Annotated in this window: 13 protein-coding genes and 1 tRNA gene; 7 read left to right on the top strand and 7 right to left on the bottom strand. The window is 71.2% G+C overall.

Going from position 1 to position 15,732, the window contains the following annotated elements; genetic code table 11:
• Nucleotides 1-33: 33 nt before the first annotated feature.
• The 4 genes from CUT83_RS20890 to CUT83_RS20875 all read right to left on the bottom strand — a co-directional run bounded on the left by CUT83_RS20890 (nucleotide 34) and on the right by CUT83_RS20875 (nucleotide 5,886).
• Entirely contained in the window at nucleotides 34-1,413 is a 1,380-nt protein-coding gene (locus tag CUT83_RS20890) for a Cys-Gln thioester bond-forming surface protein (protein ID WP_420882389.1), read from the bottom strand.
• Between the two features lie 240 nt (nucleotides 1,414-1,653).
• On the bottom strand, nucleotides 1,654-2,049 hold the full coding sequence (locus tag CUT83_RS20885; protein WP_101257370.1) for a single-stranded DNA-binding protein: 396 nt from the start codon (nucleotides 2,047-2,049) through the stop codon (nucleotides 1,654-1,656).
• Nucleotides 2,050-2,236: 187 nt separating this feature from the next.
• Nucleotides 2,237-4,252, bottom strand: a complete 2,016-nt coding sequence (locus tag CUT83_RS20880) for a GTPase (RefSeq protein ID WP_158239042.1) — start codon at nucleotides 4,250-4,252, stop codon at nucleotides 2,237-2,239.
• Between the two features lie 5 nt (nucleotides 4,253-4,257).
• A complete protein-coding gene (locus CUT83_RS20875) occupies nucleotides 4,258-5,886 on the bottom strand; it encodes a dynamin family protein (RefSeq protein ID WP_101257368.1) in 1,629 nt (542 codons plus the stop codon).
• Between the two features lie 311 nt (nucleotides 5,887-6,197).
• Here CUT83_RS20875 and CUT83_RS20870 point away from each other — a divergent pair.
• A tRNA-Arg gene (locus tag CUT83_RS20870) sits at nucleotides 6,198-6,270 on the top strand.
• A gap of 59 nt (nucleotides 6,271-6,329) precedes the next feature.
• Here CUT83_RS20870 and CUT83_RS20865 read toward each other — a convergent pair.
• Nucleotides 6,330-7,469 (bottom strand): MFS transporter, encoded by a 1,140-nt coding sequence (locus tag CUT83_RS20865; protein WP_158239041.1) that lies wholly within the window; start codon nucleotides 7,467-7,469, stop codon nucleotides 6,330-6,332.
• Between the two features lie 152 nt (nucleotides 7,470-7,621).
• On the opposite strand from CUT83_RS20865, the gene CUT83_RS20860 reads away from it, so the two are divergent.
• Together CUT83_RS20860 and CUT83_RS20855 are read left to right on the top strand one after the other, a co-directional pair.
• Nucleotides 7,622-8,251, top strand: a complete 630-nt coding sequence (locus CUT83_RS20860; protein ID WP_240957665.1) for a TetR/AcrR family transcriptional regulator — start codon at nucleotides 7,622-7,624, stop codon at nucleotides 8,249-8,251.
• A 150-nt stretch (nucleotides 8,252-8,401) separates the two neighbouring features.
• Nucleotides 8,402-10,660: an MMPL family transporter gene (locus tag CUT83_RS20855; protein ID WP_101257366.1), complete on the top strand. Its 2,259-nt coding sequence runs from the start codon at nucleotides 8,402-8,404 to the stop codon at nucleotides 10,658-10,660.
• A 77-nt stretch (nucleotides 10,661-10,737) separates the two neighbouring features.
• Here CUT83_RS20855 and CUT83_RS20850 read toward each other — a convergent pair whose 3' ends face one another.
• Complete coding sequence (locus CUT83_RS20850) at nucleotides 10,738-11,277, bottom strand: ATP-binding protein (RefSeq protein ID WP_101257365.1); 540 nt, start codon at nucleotides 11,275-11,277, stop codon at nucleotides 10,738-10,740.
• Between the two features lie 182 nt (nucleotides 11,278-11,459).
• Here CUT83_RS20850 and CUT83_RS20845 point away from each other — a divergent pair, with 182 nt between their 5' ends.
• Both CUT83_RS20845 and CUT83_RS20840 read left to right on the top strand, forming a co-directional pair.
• A complete protein-coding gene (locus CUT83_RS20845; protein WP_101257364.1) occupies nucleotides 11,460-12,362 on the top strand; it encodes a helix-turn-helix domain-containing protein in 903 nt (300 codons plus the stop codon).
• Nucleotides 12,359-12,550, top strand: a complete 192-nt coding sequence (locus CUT83_RS20840; RefSeq protein ID WP_101257363.1) for a DUF397 domain-containing protein — start codon at nucleotides 12,359-12,361, stop codon at nucleotides 12,548-12,550. The genes CUT83_RS20845 and CUT83_RS20840 overlap by 4 nt, the downstream gene beginning before the upstream one ends.
• 87 nt (nucleotides 12,551-12,637) lie before the next feature.
• Here CUT83_RS20840 and CUT83_RS20835 read toward each other — a convergent pair whose 3' ends face one another.
• Complete coding sequence (locus CUT83_RS20835; protein ID WP_101257362.1) at nucleotides 12,638-12,979, bottom strand: hypothetical protein; 342 nt, start codon at nucleotides 12,977-12,979, stop codon at nucleotides 12,638-12,640.
• A gap of 99 nt (nucleotides 12,980-13,078) precedes the next feature.
• On the opposite strand from CUT83_RS20835, the gene CUT83_RS20830 reads away from it, so the two are divergent.
• Nucleotides 13,079-13,537, top strand: coding sequence for a hypothetical protein (locus CUT83_RS20830; RefSeq protein ID WP_101257361.1), 459 nt, complete (start codon nucleotides 13,079-13,081; stop codon nucleotides 13,535-13,537).
• Nucleotides 13,537-15,714 carry a DUF6571 family protein gene (locus tag CUT83_RS20825; protein ID WP_101257360.1) on the top strand — a complete coding sequence of 726 codons (2,178 nt, stop codon included), beginning with the start codon at nucleotides 13,537-13,539 and terminating at the stop codon, nucleotides 15,712-15,714. The genes CUT83_RS20830 and CUT83_RS20825 overlap by 1 nt, the downstream gene beginning before the upstream one ends.
• Nucleotides 15,715-15,732: the final 18 nt, after the last annotated feature.

The raw sequence follows: 15,732 nt of genomic DNA, 5'->3' as shown, positions 1-15,732 counted from the left end.
GTGGAGCGATGTGGAGCCAGGTGCGGCGACGGCTCAGTCGTCGGAGCCGGCGGTGGCGGGCTTCTTCTTCCGGAGGAAGAAGACGGCGGCGCCACCGAGGACCACCAGGGCGAGGGCGACGCCCGCGATGATCGGGGTGTTGCTGCTGCTGCCGGTCTCGGCGAGGTTGCCGTCGGTGTCACCGGTGTCGCCGCCGACGGTGGCCGGGCTGGGCTCGGTGGAGGGCTCGGGGCTCTCCTCCTCGCCGCCGCCGGTGGTGGCCTCGGTCTCGCAGTCGAGGGTGCCGGTGAAGGTCTCCTCGAAACCGTTCGGACCGGTGATCGTGATGTCGTACGCCTGGTCCTCCTGGACCGGGACGGTCACGGTCTCGGAGCCGCCGGCCGGGATCTCGTACTCCTTGCCCGCGAGGGAGAAGGAGAACGGCTCGTCACCCTTGTTGGTGGCGGTGACGTCGACGCCGCCCTTGACGCAGTTCTTCTCCGCGGTCACGGCCGGGATCGGGCCCTCGTTGGCCCAGTTCGCGGTCGCGGTGGCGGTGACGCTGGAGCTGCTGGAACCGGCCAGGATCTGGGTCTGGCTCGGGTTCTCCGGGTTGACGCTGGTGAAGGCGCGGCCCACGGCGACCTCGGTGTTGGCCTGCGCGGTCAGCGAGGCGGTGCCGGGCTCGGTGCCCTTGGGCACGTCGAAGAAGAGCTGGTCGCCCTGCTTGGCGGTGGTGACCGCGTTGCCGTCCTTGTCGACGACCGTCACACCCGCGTTCGCGGCCTCCGCTCCCGGCGCGACGTTCACGGTCTGCGCGTTGGTGTTCACGGTGACCGGGCCGAGCTTCTCGCCGGCCTTGCCGGAGACGGCGGGCGGCTCGAGCGTGAGCGAGGCCTTCGGCTCGGCGAGGTTCTCGGCCGACTCGATCAGGTACTCGGCGAGCTTGTCGGCGTTGTCGTCGTCCGCGTCGACCTTCGCGTCGTCGGAGAAGTGCCAGATCGCGATCTGGGTGCCGGCGGCGGCGGTCTTCTCGGTGAGCCGGGTCTTCTCACCGGTCTTCTCCTCGACCGACTTGGCGAGTGCGTTGAGGTCGTTCACCTGCGGGTAGGAGTTCTTCAGGATCCAGAGGATCTTGCCCGCGTTCTCGTTTTTGTGCAGCGTGGACTCGTCCCAGGAGGCCTCGCGGTACTCAGCGCCCGCGCGCGTCCCGCGGCCGATGTCGATGCAGTAGGTCTTCAGGGTGCCGCCACCCTTGACCTGCAGCTCGAACAGACCGGCAGCGGTGTTACCCGGATTGGGACCGTTGAGGATCTTGACACCGGAACCGATCGTCACACCGGCCTTGGGCAGGGTGGCGAGCACGCCGCCCTGCTGGTTGTTCTCGTCTGCGACGGCGGTCCCCGCGCCGGCGATCGCTCCTGCCGCCAGCATGCCAGTGGCTATCGCTGCGGCGGCGAAACGGGCGGGACCCCGTCCGCGTACAGAAATCATGGTCTGGTCGTCCCCTCGTCAACCCCCGTGTCTCAGGGGGTGATCGTAGGGAGCAATCGGAACGCGATCCCCAGGAATATCAGACGTTACACACTCCGAGTCCCAATCGTTACAGGGGAATGCCGCAGAGCCGTACTCACCATGACATAGAGGCCGTTACCGGCTGGTTGTGTGTAAGTCTCATGGACCTGCGGCCGGTTCCCCGACGGGAACGGCCCGCACCACGCGGCGGAACGAGGAGGTGCCCCGGGCCAGGTCGTGCCCCACCGCCGTCGCCTCGATCTCCGCCGACGTCCAGCGCTTTCCGTCGCGTTCGCCCTGCTGCACTCGCAACCGCCCCTGGACGACCAGGGGTTCGCCGACGGTCACGGAGGCCGCCAGGTTCTCCGCGAGCCCCCGGAACGCCCACACCGTGTAGAAGCTGGTGTAGGCGTCCGTCCAGCCGCCCCGCTGCTCGTCGTAGCGCCGCACCGTGGTGGCCAGCCGCAGCCGGGCCACCGGATGGCCGGACGCCGTCGTCCTGGCCTCCACCGCCGACGCCGCGTTGCCGACCACCGTCACCGTCGTCTCGTTCATCCGGGCCGCCCCGTTCCCTTCCCGTTCGCTCCCGTACGGGTCGTACGAGCCGTACGGATCCGATGCTGCCCGCACGGGGCGAAGTCCGCCGCGGCCTGTGGAGTACCGCCGGGTTGTGGACAACCCGGCCACCCGGACGGGTGGCCGGGCGGACGGGCGGACGGGCGGACGGTCTCCTGATCCGGCCTCAGGCCCGGTCCGTGCCGCCCGCCGCGATGACGTACTGCTCGCGCACCTCCCGGTACCGCAGCAGTTCGGCGGCCACCGGTTCCAGCACCCAGGCCTGGCCCCAGCCGGTCGCCAGCCGCCGCAGTCCGCGCTCCTCCTCCAGCCCGTACGCCCGCGCCGGCCCCCGTGCCGCGATCCGGCAGCACCCGGCCAGCAGCGGACCGCCCAGCGCGCCGCCCGTCAGCAGCGCCACCGGCAGCCAGACGCCGCCCCATCCGGGTCCTCCGGCGATCAGGTCCACCAGCAGGTGGAGGCCGATCAGCTGGACGGCCAGCATCAGCCACTGCGCGCAGGACACCACCGTCCACCAGCGCGGCCTCGGCGGCCGGGCCTCTTCGCCGTCGTCCTCGGCCGAGGCGATCGCGTCCTCCAGTGCCTCCGGCAGCCCCAGCGCGCCGCGCCAGGCCGCGTCCCGCACCGAGCGTGCCCACGGCTGCGGCAGCCCGGCCGACGCCTCCTCGGCCAGTGCCCGGACCGCCTGCGCCAGTACGGGCCGGGCCACCGCGACCGTCTCCGGAGCCACGGCCCCGTCCCTGCCACTCTCCCCCGCCCCGTTCCCGTCCCCGGCTCCGTCCCCGGCACCGTCCCCGGCACCGTCCCCGGAGGCCGGTCCGGCACCGGGTACGGCCGGGGCGGCGGCCGTCTCCCCGCGCCCGCGCCGCGTCTCGTACCAGCGCAGCAGCCGTGCCCAGGGAGTCCCGCAGGCCTGCTCGGCGTGGCGCAGCCAGAGGCGCTCGGCCGTCTGCCCCGCCGCCCACGCGCCCACCGCGCAGGCCAGCCGGTCCTCGAACTCCTCGCGCGCCCGCTCGGTCAGCCCGGCCGGGCCCTGCGGGGTGTCGGCCATGTAGACCGGGCGGAGCCGGGCGACCGCGCCGTCCACGTCGGCCGACAGCCGCAGCGCGGCCGCCCGCCGCCCCGAGGCCAACTCGCGCAGCGAGTCCCTCAGTTCGCCGACGCCCTGGCCCGTGAGCGCGGACAGGGCCAGTACGGTCGCACCGGGCTCGCCGTGCTCGCCGAGGGCCATGCCGTCCTCGTCCAGCAGCCGCCGAAGGTCGTCCATGACGGTGTCGACGGCGTCACCCGGCAGCCGGTCGACCTGGTTGAGCACCACGAACGTCACCTCGGCGTGGCCGGCCAGGGGTCGCAGATAGCGCTCGTGCAGCACCGCGTCCGCGTACTTCTCCGGGTCGGTCACCCAGACCACCGCGTCCACCAGCCGCAGCATCCGGTCGACCTGCTCACGGTGGCCGGGGGCGGCGGAGTCGTGGTCGGGCAGGTCGATGAGGACCAGACCGCGCAGTGCCGGGTCGCGCGGCTGCACCCGGCGCCGGGCCCGGGGCGGCACCCCCATCCGCTCCAGCAGGCCGTCGGCGCCGCTGTCCCACTCGGTCTCCCAGACGCAGGCGACGGGCAGCGAGGTGGTGGGGCGGCGCAGTCCGGTCTCGGAGAGCTGGACCCCGGCGAGCGTGTTGAACAGCATCGACTTGCCGCTGCCGGTGGCCCCTGCGACGGCGACGGTGGTGTACGCCCGCGACAGCCTGCCGCGCGCGGTGACCTCGTCCAGGATCCGGCCCGCCTCGGCGAGCGCCTCGCCGTCCAGCCGGGTGCGGGAGAGGCCGACCAGTTCCCGCAGCGCGCGCAGCCGTTCGCGCAGCGCCTCCTCCTCGGTCGCGGCGCCCGGCGCGGCACCCGGCGCGGCACCCGGCGCGGTGTACGCCCGTGTGCCGCCGGTGCGGCCGCCGCGGGCGCCGTCGAACAGCCCGGCGTCGAAGGGAGCGCCCTCGAACGGCCCGGTGTCGAAGGGGCCGGTGTCGAAGGGACCGGCGGGGAAGGGACCGGCGGGGAAGGGACCGGCGGGGAACGTCGCTCCCTCGGCCTCCTCCCGCACGCCCCCGCCCCCGTCCGTACGGGCCCTGCGGGCGATCAGCCCGTCGTCCCAGGCCCGGCCGCCGTCGGTGCGGACATCGGTGCCCACCGCGATCACCTCTCCCTCTGCAGTACGGACAGTGCGGCGATCAGGGCCACCTGCTGGTCGGGGGTGGCGTCGAGGTCCCGCAGGGGCGCGAGCCGGTAGCCGCGCTCCCCCCGCAGCACGCGGTCCAGGCAGTCCTCCAGCAGCCGCTCGCCGCGCTCGCGCAGCCGCGCCGCGCCGGCCGCGCCCAGGGCGCAGGCGAGCGCCTCGTCCGCGCCCCGCGCGCGCCACCCGCCCAGCAGGACGGTGGCGAGCAGGGCCGCGGTCTCCTCGGCCGACAGCGGGCAGCCGCTCTCGGCCGCGCGCAGTTCCTCGTCGGCCACCTCCTCCAGGCAGCGCCGCCAGCGCCGCGCCAGGAGGTCGATCCGCTCGGCGACCAGTTCGTCGGCGCGGCCGCACTCGGGGGCGCCGGGTTCCAGGCGCCAGGCGTCGGCGGCCTGCTCGTCGGCGTCGCCGACGGCGCCGCGCAGCAGGGCGGACAGTCCGTCGGCGAAGGCGTCCAGGAGTTCGTCGCCGCCGCTGTCCCGGGGGAAGCCGCGCCAGCGGGCGAGGGCCTCGCCCGCCAGCAGTTCGCCGTCGGCGATCTGCCGCCGCACCCGCGCCCCGGCCCGCTCGTACGCGCCGTCGATGTGGCGCATCAGCCGCAGTACGGCCGCGTGCTGGGCCGCCGCCGCGCCCGCCAGCCCGGAGACGCGCGAGCGCAGCGAGGCCAGGGCGCCGGTGGCCGTCCGGTCGGCGGCGACCACGCGGGCGGCGGGGTCCCCGGCGTGGTGGAGCAGCCACTCGCGCAGCCCGGCCACGGCCGTGGCGGGCAGCAGCCCGGAGCCGCCGTGCGCGGACTCGGGCAGCTCGGGAACGGTGAAGCAGGGCACGTCGCCGAGGCCGGCCCGCGTCAGCAGGGCGGTGTACCGGCGGGAGAGCTCGTCGGCGACCTGGTGGGGCACCCGGTCCAGCACGGTGGCCAGCGTCACGTCGTACTCGCGGGCGCTGCGCAGCAGATGCCAGGGGATCGCGTCGGCGTAGCGGGAGGCGGTGGTGACCAGGATCCACACGTCGGCGGCGCAGAACAGCTCGGCGGCCAGTTCGCGGTTGGCGGTCACCAGGGAGTCGATGTCTGGCGAGTCCAGCAGGGCGAGCCCGACGGGCACGGCCTCGGCGGTCTCGACGGCGAGCGCGGGCGGGGCGTCCGCGTCGCCGCCGTCCGCCGGGTGGTCGTCGTCGGGGAGGGCGGGCGGGGTGTCCTGCGTGGCCCGGCAGTCGTCCCGGCGCGGTGTCCAGACCCGTCTCAGCCGGGGCAGTACGCGGGGTCCGGCGAACCAGTGCTGGTCGGCGGGGTGGCAGACCAGCACGGGTGTGCGCGTGGTGGGCCGCAGCACCCCCGCGTCGCTGACCCGGCGCCCGACGAGCGAGTTGACCAGGGTGGACTTCCCGGCCCCGGTGGAGCCGCCGACCACGGCGAGCAGCGGCGCCTCGGGGGCACGCAGCCTGGGCACCAGGTAGTCGTCGAGCTGGGCGAGCAGCTCGCTGCGGGAGCGGCGGGCGCGCTCGGCCCCGGGCAGCGGCAGCGGAAAGCGGGCTGCGGCGACGCGGTCACGCAGCGTGGTGAGCGCGTCGAGCAGTTCGGTCCTAGCTTCCAAGATCGCCACATGGGCAGAATGCCCAATTTCGAATGGTTTTTGAAGTGCATTAGGGCTAGAACAGGGTGTTTTGACCCCTGTGGCCCGCGCCGCGCCGGGGAGCGGAGGGCATAACGACTGCACAACACCCGCCCCGCCGGGCGTTCAAACCGATGCATGATTCGTACTCGCCTGCGATTATCGGGACCGCTTCACTGAACCTCCACAGGGTGTCGCGGACGTGAAGCAACCGGGAGGAAGCGCCCGGGCCCCTATCCTTGTCGCGGCAAGGTCACCCGGGGGCGCTCCGTCGTCCGTCCGCGACCGCTTGAGCCCCCGTAGCTCAGTGGATAGAGCAGGCGCCTTCTAAGCGCTTGGCCGCAGGTTCGAGTCCTGCCGGGGGCGCTCACAACCTTCCACCGTCGCCGTCCGGCCCGCCGGGCGGCGCGCGTGTTCCCGCCCCCTCAAGAACGCCCCGCTCCGCGCATCCGCACCCCGCACAGGACGGAGACGAGGAAGGCGGCGCCGATCATGGCCCAGCCCGCGCCGTAGCCGCCCGTACCGTCCACCAGCGCCCCGAAGGCGAGCGGGCCGAAGGCGAAGCCGCCGAAGAAGCCCGCCGAGACCAAGGCCGAGGCGTGCCCGGTGGGACCGAAGCGCGGACTGCGCACCACGGCCACCATCGAGACGGCGTTGGCCGCCACCGCCGACCCTCCCAGGCCGACGGCCCCGGCCCACACCAGCGGCGTCAGCACGCCGGCCGCCGGCATCAGGGCAACGAAGCACGCGGCGGCTCCCGCCAGGACCGACAGCGGGACGGAGATGTCGGCGAACCGCCCGCCGAGACGCGCCCACAGCACGCGTGCCGCGATGCCCGCCACGCCGAGCACCGCGATGAGCGCGCCCGACGCCCGCTCTCCCATGCCGAGTTCCTGGTGCGCGTAGAGCGGGAGGTAGGTGTTGAGGGAGGCCAGGCCGGTACCGACGCCGAACGAGTAGACGATGAGGCGGCGGGCGGCGGCGTTGGGCTTCCCCGGCAGGAAGCCGCCCGTCCGCCGTTCGGCCGGGGGGCGGTCGGCCGGGAGCCGCAGGGCCAGGAGCGCGGCGGACAGCGCCACCGGGACCACCAGGGCCAGTGCCGCGCGCCAGGAGAGCGCCGCCGCCAGCGTGGGAAGCAGCAGCCCCGCGGCGAACGCCCCGATCTGGACGCCCGACTGCTTGACGCCCACGGCCGCGGCCTGCCGCTCGGGCGGCAGATGGTCGGCGATCAGCCGGTTCGTCGCCGGGTTGACGAACGCCTGCGCGATCCCCGCGAGCAGCAGTGCCAGGAGCAGCCGGACGAGGTCGCCCCCGAGCGCGAGGAGAGCGAAGGCCGCCGCCACGGTCGCCAGGAGTCCCACCAGGGTCCGCCGGCCTCCCATGAGGTCGGTGATGTGCCCCGTGCAGAGCGACAGCACGGAGGCGGCACCGAAGGCCAGCGCCGTCAGGGCGCCCAACAGGGAACGCGGGATGCCGAGTTCCCCGAGAAGCGACGGCCCCAGCGCGCCGAGTGCGAAGAGCACGAACATCGCCAGCCCCATGCCCGTGGCGAGCAGAGGCACCATCCCCCCGGACCCGCCCGGCGTCCGGTCGCCCGCTCGCCGTTCCGACCGCGTACCCATACGCGCCCTCTCTGTGGCCGTACCGAGAAATTCGCTGTAGTCTCACTCTAGAGAAGCACTACAGTCAATGAAACGGGAGAACGGACGGTGCCAAGGTGAAGGCCAAGCCCGGTATCAGGCGGCAGCGGGCCCAGGAGACCAGGAGGCGCATGCTGGACGCGGCGTTCCGGCTCTTCACCGCCCACGGCTACGACGGCACGACGATCGACTCCATCGCCCGGGAGGCCAAGGTCGCGGTCCAGACCGTCTACTTCAACTTCGGGAACAAGCAGACGATCCTCAAGGAACTCCTCGACGTCCGCGTCGCCGGGGACGACGAGCCGGTCCCGACGCTGGAACGCCCGTGGGTGCTGGAAGCCGTGGCCGCCGAGGATCCCGACGACCAGTTGCGCCACCAGGTGGCGGGCGCCCGTGAGATCTACGAGCGGGTCGGCGGGCTGCTGGAGGTGCTGCGCAGCGCGGCGGTCTCCAACGAGGACGTCGCACCGCTTTGGGAACGCAACAAGCGGCAGCGCATGGAGGTCCAGGAGCACCTGGTGAAGGCCCTGGCCGAGAAGCACCCGCTGCCCGGGCCCCTCACCCTCGACCGCGCAGTGGACATCGGCTACGGCCTGCTGGGCCCCGAGATGTACCACCTGCTGGTCACCGAGCGGGGCTGGACGCCGCGGCAGTGGGCCGACTGGGTCCACTCCTCCCTGCGCCACCACCTCCTCGGGCAGGGCTGAGGACCACGGGCGGACACGGGCGGACACCGACCGGGGTCGGGCCCCCGTACGAACATCCACGGCGCCCGGTGACCCGACACCGGCGCGTCCGACCACGGCGGAAGCGGCGACCCGCCCGCGCCCGCCCCGAAGACATCAGGGGGGATCTCCATGACTCCGTACGCACAGCGGCAGCCCGGCCACGGCACCACCGGGCCGTCACCGTCACCACCGCGCAGCCGGCTCGCGGCCCTCGCCCGGTCGCTGGCCAGGCGCAGGGTGCCGGTCTTCGTACTGGTCGCGGCCTTCTCCATGGCCGCCGCTCTCTTCGGGGGCGGGGTCGCGGAGCACCTGTCCGGCGGCGGCTACACGCCCGGCGACTCCGAGTCCGCCCGGGCCGGGAGGATGCTCGCCGAACGATTCGGGGCCGGATCCCCCGACATGGTCCTGCTCCTGGAGGCCGGCGCCCCCGTCGACCGGCCGGAACTGGCCAGGGCCGGGCGGGAGTTCACCGACCGCGTGGGCGACTCGCCCTCCGTGGTCTCCGCGCGGTCGTTCTGGAGCACCCACGACCCCTCGATGCGCTCGGAGGACGGGAAGTCCGCCCTGGTGCTGGTCAAGCTCGCCGGTGACGAGGGCGAGGCCACCGGGGCGGCACGGGAACTGGTGCCGCGGGTCACCGGCGAGCAGGGGCCGTTCACCGTGACCGCCACCGGCCGGGCCCCGGTCAACGACCTGCTGGAGAAGCAGAGCCAGGAGGACCTGACCCGCGCCGAACTGCTCGCGGCGCCGCTGACCCTGCTCATCCTGCTGGCCGCCTTCGGTTCCCTCGTCGCCGCTTCGCTGCCGATGCTGGTGGGTGTCGTGTCGGTCGTGGGCACCCTCGCCGTGCTGCGTCTGATGACCGAGTTCACCGATGTGTCTCTCTTCGCGATGAACATCACCACCGCCCTCGGCTTCGGACTCGCCGTCGACTACAGCCTGTTCATCGTCACGCGGTACCGCGAGGAACTCGGCCGGGGCCTGGACGTGCACGGGGCGATCGCCGAGAGCATGCGCACCGCCGGACGCACGGTGCTGTTCTCCGCGCTCACCGTGGCGCTCTCGCTCGCCGCGATGCTGGTCTTCCCCGTGTACTTCCTGCGGTCCCTGGCGTACGCCGGGATCGCGGTGGTGATCCTCGCGGCGGCGGCGTCCCTGGTGATCCTGCCCGCGGTGCTCTCGCTGATCGGCCGCCGCATCGACCGCCTGGACGTCTTCGCGGGTCTGCGCCGCCGGCTGCCGGGCGCCCGGCAGGGCGAAACCGGCTTCTGGCACCGGCTGGTGAGTGCGGTGATGCGCCGTCCGGTGCTGGCCGGCGGAGCCGTGACCGTGCTGCTGGTCCTCCTCGCACTGCCCTTCGGCCACGCCCGTTTCGGCCTCACCGACGACCGGATCCTTCCGGAGGGAAGCAGCGCCCAGGTTGCCTCCGACCGCATCCGCGAGGACTTCGACGGCGCCTCCACCTCCCCGGTGACGGTCGTCCTGCCGGACCTGAACCCCGGGGACCGGCGCGGGGACCTGGAGCGGTACGCCCGCGACCTCTCCCGCGTCGAGGGCACCGCCCGGGTGGACGGCGCGGCCGGAAGCTGGGCCGGGGGCCGGCGCGTCGCGCCTCCCGGACCGGCCTCCGCCGCCTACGCGGACGGCGGCGGGACCTGGCTGTCGGTGGTCTCCACCGCCGGCCCCAACTCGGCGGAGGGCGAGGAGCACGTCCGGGCCGTACGCGCGGTCGGCGCCCCGTCGCAGGCACTGGTCGGCGGGGAGGCCGCGTCCCTGGTGGACACCAAGTCCTCGCTCGGCGACCGCATCCCCTGGGCCGGCGCGGTGATCGCGCTGAGCATGTTCGCCCTGCTCTTCCTGTTCTCGGGGAGCCTGGTGGTCCCCCTGAAGGCCCTGCTGCTCAACGTGCTCAGCCTCACCGCCTCCTTCGGCGCGATGGTGTACGTCTTCCAGGACGGCCATCTCAAGTGGCTCGTGGGCGACTTCGTGCACACCGGGCAGCTGGAGGTGACCGTGCCGCTGCTGATGTTCTGCGTGGCGTTCGGCCTGTCCATGGACTACAGCGTGTTCCTGCTCTCCCGCATCCGCGAGGAGTACCTGGCCACCGGGGACAACACCCGTGCGGTGGTCTTCGGAATCGACCGCACCGGCCGGCTGATCACCGCCGCCGCCCTGGTGGTCGCCACGGTCCTGGCCGCGCTCGCGACCTCCCAGCTGAGCCTGCTCAAACTCCTGGGCGCGGGGCTGGCCCTGGCGGTGATCGTGGACGCCACCCTGGTGCGCGGCATCCTCGTACCCGCCGCCATGAAACTGCTCGGCCGCGCCAACTGGTGGGCTCCGCGGCCGCTGCGGCGGCTGCACAGGAAGGTCGGCCTGCGCGACGCCTGACCGCGCCCTTCCCGGCGCCCGGCCGCCGGGAAGGGCCGGGCGGCGCCCGACTGGGACGTCATCCGGTTCCGACCATGTCAGGTGCCGTCCACCGGAGCTGAGGTGTCAGCGGAACCGGCGGGCTCGACGGGGTCGAACGGGCCGGGGAAGCCGCCGGGCACCGCCTTGAGTGCGAACTCCGCCCACACCGTCTTGCCCGGTCCGCAGCGCTCGCGCACCCCCCAGCGGTCCGCGACCGCCTCGACCAGCAGCAGCCCCCTGCCCCGCTCCTCCTCCCCGCACTCCGGCTCCGCCCCTGCGACGGCGGCCGGCGAGGGCACGGGGGGCGCCGGGTGGGTGTCGGCCACCTCGACGCGCAGCACGCCTCCCCCGCCGTCGTACACGAGCACCAGCTCGAAGTCCCGCCCGGGGACGCGGCCGTGCAGCACGGCGTTGGCCGCCAGCTCGGCGACGGCCAGCGTGGCGGAGTCGAAGACGGCCGTGCCGCGCGGGACGCCCCAGACGGTGAACTGGTGCGCGGCGAGCAGCCGGGCCAGCCGCGCACCGCGCCGGGTCGCGGAGAAACGCTGGGCGAACGTACGTACGGTGATGGGCGGTTGGGGGTGCTGGACTGTCATGGCGGCCAGCGTTCCGCCGCGAACCGCCTGGTCGGCAGGGCCGGAACCCGTACAGATTTCGCTGTACCAGCGGAACCGGTGGACTGGGTCGGTCACGGGGTGTAACGATGACTGATCTGTGACGTTGGGCAACGGGACGGGCACATCGTGTTGCCGACGCGGGTACGGGGAGGCGGTTTTCCATGACGGCGGACAACGACGGCGGGAACGCGAACGGCGGCGGAAGCGGCGGGAGCGGTGGCGGGAACGGAGGGAACGGCGGCGGGAACGGCGAACCGGAACTGTCCGACAGCCTCAAGACCTTCGGGGCCGTCCTGAAGGTCCTGCGGGAGGAGGCCCGGCTGACGCAGGAGGAGTTCGCCCCGCGCGTCCGCTACTCCCCGCACTACGTCGCCAAGATCGAGCAGGGCAAGCGGTTCCCGCCCAGGAACCTCGTGGACCGCTCCGAGGAAGTCCTCGGCCCCGTCGCCGCCCGCGTCCTCGCGGCGGCGGCCCGCAGCCTGACCCGGCGGGCGGGCCTGGCTTCGTGGTTCCACCAGTGGGCCGGCATCGAGGAGGAGGCGCTGTCGCTGTACACGTACGAGTCGAGCGTCATTCCGGGGCTGTTGCAGCCGGAGCCCTACATCCGAACAATCTTCGAGCGCCGCCTTCCGCTCCTGACGGAGGATGTCTTCGAACGTCAGGTGGCGGCTCGTCTGGCCAGGCAGCAGCTCATCGTGGAGCGCCCGGACACGATGTTCTCCTTCGTGATCGAGCAGGCGCTCCTGGAACGCCACTTCGGAGGTCCCGACACCACACGGGCCCTTCTCGACCACCTCCTGGAACAGGGACGCCGCCGCAACGTGGAGATCCAGGTCATGCCGCTGCGGCAGGAGGACCACTCGGGATTCGAGGGGCCGATGCGCCTGGCCGAGACATCGGACAACCGATGGGTCGGGTACGTCGAAGCGCACGACAGCAGTGCGCTGATCACCGACCCGAAAGCCGTCAGTGCCATGCTCCAGCGCTATGGCAAGATGCGCTCACAGGCTCTGAGCCACCGGGCTACCGCGAGCCTGCTGGAGCAGATGCGAGGAGCGCTATGAGCACCACTGAACTGCACTGGTTCAAGAGCAGCTACAGCGGCGGCGGGGGCGGCGACTGCGTCGAGGTGGCGGTGCGACCCGCCACCGTCCTCGTCCGGGACTCCAAGGACACTCAGCGGCAGCCGTTGTCCGTGTCCCCTGCCGCCTGGTCGGCCTTCACCACCCACGCGGCGGGCTCACGTCCCTGAACCCGTGAACGGTTGGTGGGGCGGCGCCTACGCACCGCTCCACCGCACCGCCCCGGTGGCGGGCAGGCAGGCAGGCAGGCAGCACGGCTACTTCTCGCAGCCCGTCTCCTCCATGCCCACCGGCAGATACGCCTCCGCGAAGCGTTCGAGCTCCGCCCGCCAGCCGTCGGGTTCGGACACGTCGAAGCGATAGATCCGGATATCCAGGATGTAGTCGCCCATCCTCCCCTGGTACGTGCAGGGGTTGACCGAGAGCACCGCACCGTCCGACACGGCGGTCTCCGCACCGAACGTGGCCTTCCTGGTGGTCCTGAAGAGTTCGGGATGCTCCGTCGCGAACTCCATGACGTCGACCTCCCCACCGTCCCGGTACTCGCGGATGCCCAGTTCCGTCCGCCCGTCGACCGACCAGGAACATCCTGCCCGCACGGCGACTCACCGACGACCCCGTTGGCACCCGCTGTCACCGCGTGCGTACCTTGGGTTTCCGGCTTGACCGCAGGCAGCCGTAGGGGGAGGACAACACGGATGTCGTTCGACGACGAGTGGAACCGGCTGGTGACGGCCGCGGAGGAGCGCAAGGCCGCGCAGATGCGGCTGAACCGGCTCGACGGCGGGGGCGGCTGGGGCAAGAGCGCCGACTCCTCGCACGGTGAACTGACCGTGAAGCAGAAAGACCTGGCGGCCATCGGAGACGCGGCGTTCAGACTGCGCGAGCGGCTGATCAAGGACGGTGACCGCGCCCGGGTCAGCGGCTACGCGGCGGCCGCCGCCCTGAGCCGGGACTTCGAGATCGGCAGTGCTCTGGACTACGTCACGACCCGGTGGCGAGACCAGCTTCGGACCCTCACCGACGCCTGCGGCCACATCTCCAACCACCTGGAATACAGCGGCAAGGCCCATGCCGACAACGAGCAGCACATCAGCGGCCTCTTCAACAGCCTCACCCACCTGAACGAAGGGTTTGACGAGAGGACCCAGCGCTGATGGACTTCGACGCCCTGCTCTACGCCGACTTCTCCAAGCTGAACACGGCCGTCGGTGACTGGTCGGACATGGTCGGCCGCCTCAAGGACCTGGAGGAGGAGGCCAAGTCCGATCTCAAGGCGAAGGCGCTGAAGGCCGACTGGAGCGGCAGCAACGCCGATGTGACCCGCGAGTTCATCGAGAAGACCACCGGTGAGTTCGCTGACGCCCACACCCAGGCCACCTCCATCCGCAACATCCTCAGGGACACCCGTGACGAGCTGGTGGAGTACCGCAGGCAGCTCAAGGAAGCCATCGAGCGCGGCACGGCGAAGAACCTGACGGTGCGAGGCACCGGTGACGGCGGCTTCACCGTCACCGTGAACGTCCACCCCGACCGTGCGGCCGAGGACACCGGAGTCCCCGAGCGCAGCTCTCAGGACGCTACCGATCTGCGCGACGAGATCCGGGGCATCCTCAAGAAAGCCCGCAACAGCGACACCACCGCGGCCAAGGTCCTGCGGGCCCTCGTGGATCAGTCGGACTACGGATTCTCCGACGGATACTACAAAGACCGCGACTCCGCCGCCGAGGCCATCAGAACAGCCGAGAAGATGGCGAAGATCGTCCGGAAGGGTGATCCCTCACTGGAGGAACTGGCGAGCCTCGACCACAGCCTTGAGAAGTACGCCGACGACCCCCTCTTCGCCGACAGGTTCGCATCCCGGTCCGGTGGCAAGGAGACACTCCAATTCTGGAGCAACGTCACGTCCACCCATGCCGGCGCCCGGGGCGATGACCTCGAGATGCTCAAAAGTCTTCAGGAGAACATGAGCATCACGCTGGCCACCGCCACACAATCCGACAGCCTCGGGATGCAGCGCTGGGAGAAAGAGGTGATGAGGGAGGGCAACACGGCGTTCCGCGGTGATCCGATGAAGGGTCTGACCGGTCCTCTGGGGCTCCAGGTCATGAGCAGCCTCATGGGCCACGGAAGCTTCGACAGCAAATTCCTCGACGAGTACGGGAAACTGGTCTGGGAGAAGGACCGGAGTACCGCACTGGGGCCGGGACACACCAAAGAGGTCTGGGAGAACCACGGCTACTTCGACCTTGTCTTCGGAAAGGGTGACGGACAGGACCCGGTCAACGGGTTCATGAACGCCTTGTCCCACAACCCTGACGCCGCGGAATCCTTCTTCAAGGACAAAGAGCGTACCGAGCACATGCTCGAGAGCACGAAGAACACCGACCGCGGGACACCTGTGTCACGGGCTCTGGAGGCGGCCGTGACAGGAGTTCCGCACGGCGGTGAGGTCCCTGCCGAACCCATCCCTCACAGCAGGGATCAGGTGGAGATCGTCAAGGACGTGATGCACGTGATCGCGAAGCCGGGCGGAGAGAAACTGGTCGACGAGGCCACGGGGGAGAGCCTGGGGCACATCGCTGCCGCATACATGCCGGAGATCAACCGTGCGATTGCGGGAGGTGGTGCGGAGACAGTCTTCATGACGAACAGTGAGGCCCCCAATGAGCTAAGTCAGTCCGACGCGTACAGGTTCCTCTACAACTTGGCGAAAGATGACGACGCGTACGCCTCCGTGATCTACGGGCAGAATATCTACACCAGCAGCTCGATCGAGGCGCATATCGCCAATCCGGACTTCTATGACGGCACCACCAAGGACGCCATAGGAACTATCGCTAAAAATTCCGGGATCATTGAAGGGGTGATGGCCAACTCTCGCCAGGACATAGAGATAGGGAACTCCGTCGAGCGCGACGAGAAGACGAACAAGGCGTTCGAGCAGCAGGGGGAATTTTTCAAGACCGTGGTGTCCACCGCCACAGCCGTTGGCGCGGCAGCACTCGTTCCGCAAACCCTCGCAGGCCAGGTCGCGGCCGCAGCGGCAAGTTCGTTCTTCGCGGGAACTGCCGCAATTAGGATCGATCACATCTACGAAGGCCGTCAGATGGACGGAACCGACGAGGCGATCTATCGGAGCAGCCAAGGATTTTTCAACGCGGAGGAATCCGGCACGAAATCCATACAGGACGCCGCCGGCCATGCCCTGGAAAAACATGATTCAGACCTCCCTCCGAACGACATGAAGAACTTCATCCGGAAAGAATTCAAGGATGGCTGGGTCAACAGCGACAGCCTCCTGGAAAGTTCAACCAAGCGTCCCAGCCCGTGAAACTTGCAGAGGAATTGC

It is taken from the genome of Streptomyces barkulensis, from assembly GCF_002843305.1.
Classification (GTDB): Bacteria; Actinomycetota; Actinomycetes; order Streptomycetales; family Streptomycetaceae; genus Streptomyces; species Streptomyces barkulensis.
This window is presented reverse-complemented; position numbering and strand designations above follow the sequence as displayed.

Excerpts from the sequence above, each read along its gene's own strand:
- CUT83_RS20865 (WP_158239041.1), bottom strand. The coding sequence starts at position 7,469 with ATGGTGCCTCTGCTCGCCACGGGCATGGGGCTGGCGATGTTCGTGCTC.
- CUT83_RS20850 (WP_101257365.1), bottom strand. The coding sequence starts at position 11,277 with ATGACAGTCCAGCACCCCCAACCGCCCATCACCGTACGTACGTTCGCC.
- CUT83_RS20845 (WP_101257364.1), top strand. The coding sequence starts at position 11,460 with ATGACGGCGGACAACGACGGCGGGAACGCGAACGGCGGCGGAAGCGGC.
- CUT83_RS20825 (WP_101257360.1), top strand. The coding sequence starts at position 13,537 with ATGGACTTCGACGCCCTGCTCTACGCCGACTTCTCCAAGCTGAACACG.
- CUT83_RS20855 (WP_101257366.1), top strand. The coding sequence starts at position 8,402 with ATGACTCCGTACGCACAGCGGCAGCCCGGCCACGGCACCACCGGGCCG.
- CUT83_RS20890 (WP_420882389.1), bottom strand. The coding sequence starts at position 1,413 with ATGCTGGCGGCAGGAGCGATCGCCGGCGCGGGGACCGCCGTCGCAGAC.
- CUT83_RS20830 (WP_101257361.1), top strand. The coding sequence starts at position 13,079 with ATGTCGTTCGACGACGAGTGGAACCGGCTGGTGACGGCCGCGGAGGAG.
- CUT83_RS20885 (WP_101257370.1), bottom strand. The coding sequence starts at position 2,049 with ATGAACGAGACGACGGTGACGGTGGTCGGCAACGCGGCGTCGGCGGTG.
- CUT83_RS20840 (WP_101257363.1), top strand. The coding sequence starts at position 12,359 with ATGAGCACCACTGAACTGCACTGGTTCAAGAGCAGCTACAGCGGCGGC.